At 71.0% G+C, this 5,783-nt stretch carries 6 protein-coding genes; 4 read left to right on the plus strand and 2 right to left on the minus strand.

What is annotated here, in order from left to right; all coding sequences use genetic code 11:
• Positions 1-305: 305 nt before the first annotated feature.
• A complete protein-coding gene (locus tag AB0O21_RS40195; protein WP_365180903.1) occupies positions 306-488 on the plus strand; it encodes an SMI1/KNR4 family protein in 183 nt (60 codons plus the stop codon).
• A gap of 134 nt (positions 489-622) precedes the next feature.
• A complete protein-coding gene (locus AB0O21_RS40200; protein WP_365180906.1) occupies positions 623-1,096 on the plus strand; it encodes a GNAT family N-acetyltransferase in 474 nt (157 codons plus the stop codon).
• A 43-nt stretch (positions 1,097-1,139) separates the two neighbouring features.
• Here the strand turns inward: AB0O21_RS40200 and AB0O21_RS40205 are convergent, their stop codons facing one another.
• Complete coding sequence (locus AB0O21_RS40205; RefSeq protein WP_365180909.1) at positions 1,140-2,165, minus strand: hypothetical protein; 1,026 nt, start codon at positions 2,163-2,165, stop codon at positions 1,140-1,142.
• Positions 2,166-2,355: 190 nt separating this feature from the next.
• Here AB0O21_RS40205 and abc-f point away from each other — a divergent pair, with 190 nt between their 5' ends.
• Positions 2,356-4,041, plus strand: a complete 1,686-nt coding sequence (gene abc-f / locus AB0O21_RS40210) for a ribosomal protection-like ABC-F family protein (RefSeq protein ID WP_365180912.1) — start codon at positions 2,356-2,358, stop codon at positions 4,039-4,041.
• Here abc-f and AB0O21_RS40215 read toward each other — a convergent pair.
• Entirely contained in the window at positions 3,997-4,530 is a 534-nt protein-coding gene (locus tag AB0O21_RS40215; protein WP_365180915.1) for an SMI1/KNR4 family protein, read from the minus strand. The genes abc-f and AB0O21_RS40215 overlap by 45 nt on opposite strands.
• A gap of 142 nt (positions 4,531-4,672) precedes the next feature.
• Here AB0O21_RS40215 and AB0O21_RS40220 point away from each other — a divergent pair, with 142 nt between their 5' ends.
• Positions 4,673-5,482, plus strand: a complete 810-nt coding sequence (locus tag AB0O21_RS40220) for a class I SAM-dependent methyltransferase (protein ID WP_365180918.1) — start codon at positions 4,673-4,675, stop codon at positions 5,480-5,482.
• The last annotated feature ends 301 nt before the right edge of the window (positions 5,483-5,783 follow it).

Raw genomic sequence — 5,783 nt, forward strand, 5'->3', positions numbered from 1 at the left:
AAGCTAAGCCTTTCAGCGCCGATGGTACTGCAGGGGGGACCCTGTGGGAGAGTAGGACGCCGCCGAACAATCATTGTGGGAAAGCCCCGCACCTTATGGTGCGGGGCTTTTCTGCGTTTTGGGGTCGGCTCACGCCGATGGGGTGTTGTGCCGGTGTGGTCGCCGGCGAGTCTCGTGGCCCTTCCCGGGCCCGCGGTCTTTCAGCCTCCAGTGTCGGAGTCGGCTCTACTCCGCTGCACGTCGTCCCTGGGGCATCCGCTGCCTGCGGACCTGGTTTCGGTGCTCCGCGAGAGCGACGGCTCTACATGCCGTTCGATCCGCTGATCTTCTTCGCGGACGCAGGGAACGGTGATCTGTTCGCACTCCTGCCCGGCATGCGGCGGCCTGATGTCTTCGTCTGGAACCACGAGAACGACAGCCGTACCTGGGTGGCACCGAGCCTGGCCAAGTACCTTGAGTGGTGGCTGACGGGGCGGATCCAACTCTGACAGCTCGGCTCGCGGAGCCACTGGATGGCCCCGCCAATGCGACAGCTCGTTCTGGGTTCGCGGTGTCCAAGTCGGCGGCTGACCGCATCATCGACCACCTGGGGCCGTTCGGGGCTGTTGAGATACTCCGGCGCATGGACACGAGATCGAGAGTGGAATGGGTGCTGCGGGCTGCCGAGCCGGCGGACGTCGAGGTGATCGCGGAGCTGCGGGCCGTGGTGATGCGGCCGGACCTGGAGCGGCTGGGCCGGTTCGACGAGCACATCGTGCGGCAGCGGCTCCGGGATTCCTTCTCCCCGCAGTACACGTCCGTCATCTTGGCCGAGGGGGTCCTCGCCGGCAGTGTCACCGTGCGACCGGCTGAGGACGGGCGGTGGCTGGAGCACTTCTACCTGGCTCCGGCGTTCCAGGGCCGGGGGCTTGGATCCGATGTTCTGCGGACACTGCTGGAGCAGAGCGACGTCGACAGAGTGCCGCTCCGGCTGAACGTCCTGCAGGGCAGCCCCGCCCGCCGGTTGTACGAGCGCCATGGTTTCACCGTGGAGGCCGAGGACCCGATCGACGTCTTCATGGTGCGACTGCCGGGTGTGAGCGTCCCCGGCTCGTGACTCGTCCGCCGCGGAGTGGCTGGAGCGGTGGGTCGTTTTGGCGTTACTGGATGGCCCAGCGGTGCGGATGTTCCGGATCGTTGGGGCAGACGAAGACGTTGAGCTCGCCGTGGCGGCCCACGAGGATCTCGGTGGGGGTAGCGGCGGCATATGTCGGTCGGTGCTGATCTTCCAACGGCTTCCAGCTGCCGCTTCCGCCGTCCCACTCGGAGCTGTCGATGGTCAGCAGCAGGCCCATAGGGGTCCGGCAGGCCGGACAGTCCATGGGGTACGGGTCGGTCGCATGCCAGGACGCGAAGCCGCCCACGCGCCAACCGGGCGGGATGGACAGGTCGTACTGGTATCGGACGGGCTCGTCAGAGTCTTCCGTGTCCCCCCAGGCCTCCTCCCAGGCCTCCTCCCAGGCATCGATCCGGGCGCACAGCTCCTCGGGCAGGAGTCCGGCGAACGGGTAGGTGGCCACCTGCTCCGGGTGCAGCACGCAGGGCTCGGGCACGAACCTGGCGGCCTCTACGACGAGCGGTTCCGGTGGCGTGGCCAGGACTTCGCCGACCTCCCACGAGCGTCTCCAGCGCAGGTGCAGTTCCAGGTCGTACCGGCCCGGGCCGTGCGCGTTGAAGGGGCACCAGAACACCTGGAGCAAATCGCAGTCGGCCGGTCCTGCCGGGAGGTCGGTGACGTCCCGCCGGTACAGCTGCGCGATGCCGATCAAGGGGAGTGGATCGGTCTCGGTCACCCCCGGTATCCGGTGCTCCTGGCCCAGCCCTTCCAGGAGACCGCGCTCCTCGTCGGTCGGCCCCGGGGCTGCGTCACGGGTCCATACGTCGGCCAGCACCTGGCGGTACCTCCGGACGTCGGCCGGCCTGAGCCCGCGCCCGCGGCCGTGAGCCTCCCCGCACACGGGCCAGGGTTCCTCCGCCGGCCACAGCATCGGACCACCGACGGAACTGTCCGACACGGCCGGGCTGCCCGGCCGCGGGTGGAGCCGCGTCGTCGTGCCCCGGTAGGCGGCCAGTTCCGGGAAGAGCGCCTCTACGCGGAGCGGGCGTGGGGGAGTGGTCCTCGTCATGGACGCGACCTTAGACACCTGACGGCCGCGTGCCGCAGGCGATTTCCGCGCTGCCGAGGTAAACGAGTGGCAGCGAGACGCAGCGTCTTGTTAGGGTCGGGGTATGGCTTTCTTCTACGCACCCTGAGTCCGGGCACGGCCGTCGCCGCCGTTTCTGCTGCCCGTAGACACCTCATCCCCAGGGAAAGCCATGCGCGAACGCGCCCATTCCGCCATGCCCGCTGCCGTGGCGCAGCTGTCCGTCGCCCACGTCACCAAGGCCTACGGCCTCCGGACCGTCCTCGACCAGGTCTCCGTCACCATCCGCCCCGGGGAGAAGGCCGCCGTCATCGGCGAGAACGGCTCCGGGAAGTCCACCCTGCTGCGGCTGCTCGCCGCGGCGGAGGTCCCGGACGCCGGGGAGGTCACCGTCCGCTTCCCCGGCGGCACCGGCCACCTCGCCCAGACCCTCGACCTCGACCCCGACCGCACCGTCCAGGACGCCGTCGACCTCGCGCTCGCCGAGCTGCGCGACATGGAACACCGGCTGCGTACCGCGGAGGCCGGCCTCGGCGTGGCGTCGCCGGCCGAACTGGCCGCGTACGGAGAGCTGTTGATCGCGTACGAGGGGCGCGGCGGGTACGAGGCCGATGCCCGTGTCGACGCGTCCATGCACGGGCTCGGCCTCGGGCTCGCCGGGATCACCCGCGACCGCGTGCTCGGCTCGCTCTCCGGCGGCGAGCAGTCGCGGCTCGCGCTCGCCTGCGTGCTGGCCGCCGACCCCGAGCTGTTGCTCCTCGACGAGCCGACGAACCACCTCGACGCGGCGGCCGTGCGCTGGCTCGAGGAGCGGCTGCGGGCGCACCGGGGCACCGTCGTCGCGGTCACGCACGACCGGGGCTTCCTGGAACGCATCGCCACCACGATCCTCGAGGTCGACCGGGATGCGCGCACGGTGCACCGGTACGGCGACGGCTGGGCCGGGTACCGCACCGCGAAGGCGGCCGCCCGACGGCGCGCGGAGCAGGAGTACGCCGACTGGTGTGACGAGGTGGCCCGTACCGAGGAGCTGCTCGACGCCGCCGGGAGGCGGCTGGCCACCACCGGCAAGGACCCGCGGCAGGGCTTCGGCAAGCACCGCCGCTCGCACGAGGCGAAGCTCGGCGGGCAGGTGCGGTCGGTCCGGGAGCGGCTGGCCCACCTGCGGCGCAACCCGGTGCCGGCACCGCCGCAGCCGCTGCGGTTCACCGCGGCGCTGTCCGCGGCGGAGGGCGGGCACCCGGCCGACCGGCCGCTCGTCGAGTTCGACGGCATCGCGGTCGGCGCCCGGCTGCGGCTGGACGGGCCGCTGACGATCACGCCCGGGCAGCGGCTGCTGGTCACGGGCGGGAACGGGGCGGGCAAGACGACGCTGCTGCGCGTCCTGGCGGGCGACCTCGATCCGGACGCGGGCGCGGTACGCCGCTCCGCGCGGACCGGGTACCTGGCGCAGGAGCTGCCCGTGCGCCCCACACGGCTCCCGCTGCTGGCCGCCTTCGCGTCCGGACGGCCGGGGCTGCCGGAGGAGTACGCCGAACAGCTGCTCGCGCTGGGCCTGTTCAGGGAGGAGGACCTCAGCGTCCCGGTGGCGGCGCTGTCCGCGGGGCAGCAGCGGCGGCTGCAGATCGCGCGCCTGGTGACCCGGCCCGCGGATCTCCTCGTACTCGACGAGCCGACGAACCACATCGCGCTCGACCTGGTCGAGGACCTGGAGGCGGCGCTGGCGGTGTACCCGGGCGCGGTGGTCGTGGTCTCGCACGACCGGGGCTTCCGCGAGCGGTTCGCGGGCGACCGGCTGGAGCTCCGCGGCGGCCTATACGTAACCGGGCTGCCCGGTCTGCTCGAAACGGTGGACTGAACGTCGCAGGAGGTCGAGGAACTCGGCGAAGCCACTCGTGATCCGGTCGAACTCGGCGTCCTCGGACGCAGTCCTCGAGCGCCACACGGCACCGTCCGGACCGACCGCGTACAGGATGCCGCCACCGTCGGAGCCGATCAGTACGGCGGGCACGGTTCCGTCCGCTTCGGGCAGGGCCATGCGTTGTTCGAGCGCCGAAGCCCCGGAGTCGAGGAAGTAGGCGTTGCCGACGTCGCTCATGTGCACGGCGCCGACCTCGCCGTAGTACAGGGCGAGCTCCGAGAAGGCCGGCGATTCCGCCGCCAGCCGGCCGGCGGCAACCAGGTCGTCCGCCGCCGGGGGGTGGATCGCGTTCTCGCCCGGGGCGTAGCCGTGCTTCTCCTCGAAGCCGTGGGTCAGAGAGGAGAGGACTGCCGAGACCTCCTCGCGCCAGGCGGACAGGGAGGCAGTCGTGAGTGGGGCGGAGCCCTGGGCGTGTGTGTCGTGCATGGCCCCCATCCTCACGCCCCGTTCCCACGCCCCGCCCGCGCCATGACCGGTGGTCGGGAGACCGAGGGGAGACGTCCTGGCGGCCGCGCCGTCGACCGTGTCACTCTCGGGTCGAGGACCGCTCTCCACGTGGGAGGTCGAAGTGCCGCTGCTCCCGGACATCACCGCCTTCTACGGCGGAGGCGACGAAGCCGCCCGTCTCACGTCCGGGCGCACGATCGACACGCTCGAGCTGGTCCGCACGCAGGAGCTACTGCGGGGCCACCTTCCGCCCGCGCCCGCGTCCATCCTGGATGTCGGCGGCGGGCCCGGAGCGCACGCCCGGTGGCTCACGGGCGACGGGCATCGGGTCGTCGTGGTCGATCCCGTCGAACACCACGTACGGCAGGCCCACGCCCAGGGGCTGGCGGCCTTCGTCGGTGACGCGCGGCAACTGGGCCACCTGCCGGACACCTCGTACGACGCGGTCCTGCTCCTCGGGCCCCTCTACCACCTGCCGGATGCCGTTGGGCGCGCCCAGGCGTGGCAGGAGGCGGCACGTTTGGTCAGGGTCGGCGGTCTCGTGGCCGCAGCTGCCCTCAACCGGTACCTCAAGGTGCAGGACCTGGGCGCGGACGACGGTCTGGAGGTGGCGAAGACGGGGCTGCTCGTCCGCCCGAACGGGCCGACGACGTACTACCACGAGCCTGCGGAGCTGCAGGAAGAAGCCGGACGTGCGGGCTTGTCCGAGACGAGGGTTTACGGGGTACAGGGACCAGCCTCCGCCGCGGTGAAGGCCCGGGCCCGTCACACCGGGAGCGGGGACCTCGGCCAGGAGGCTCTGGAAAGGGCCCTCGCCGCCGCGCGCTTCGCCGACGGCCATCCGGAACTGGCCGTGACCAGCCTGCACCTCCTCGCCCTGGCCCGGCGCCGGCCGGCCGCGTGCGACGAAGCCTCGTCGGGCAGGCCGTAGACCGCTCGCACCAGGCCCGCCCCTACTGACACGCCGCTCGTCAAGCTCGTTTTGACACCCCCCAACCAGGGTTGTACAGTCGAGCAGTTGCCTGGAGCTGGAACGCTCGGCAGCAGCCCCCACAAGGAATCGCATTTCGAGTGGGGACACTCGACTCTTCATTCGGGAATCGAAGCCGGTTAATCCGGTGGAAAACTTCTGATAGAGTCGGACTCGCCGGAAAGGGAAACGCGAAAGCGAAAACCTGGAAAGCGCCGAGGAAGTCGGACACGAAAGAGTCTGATAGAGTCGGAAACGCAAG

The sequence above is a fragment of the Streptomyces sp. NPDC091371 genome (assembly GCF_040684275.1).
Lineage (GTDB): Bacteria > Actinomycetota > Actinomycetes > Streptomycetales > Streptomycetaceae > Streptomyces.

Bases quoted from the DNA above. Each gene is read 5' to 3' on its own strand.
- AB0O21_RS40215 (WP_365180915.1), bottom strand. From the start codon at position 4,530: ATGCACGACACACACGCCCAGGGCTCCGCCCCACTCACGACTGCCTCC.
- AB0O21_RS40205 (WP_365180909.1), bottom strand. From the start codon at position 2,165: ATGACGAGGACCACTCCCCCACGCCCGCTCCGCGTAGAGGCGCTCTTC.
- AB0O21_RS40195 (WP_365180903.1), top strand. From the start codon at position 306: ATGCCGTTCGATCCGCTGATCTTCTTCGCGGACGCAGGGAACGGTGAT.
- AB0O21_RS40200 (WP_365180906.1), top strand. From the start codon at position 623: ATGGACACGAGATCGAGAGTGGAATGGGTGCTGCGGGCTGCCGAGCCG.
- abc-f (WP_365180912.1), top strand. From the start codon at position 2,356: ATGCGCGAACGCGCCCATTCCGCCATGCCCGCTGCCGTGGCGCAGCTG.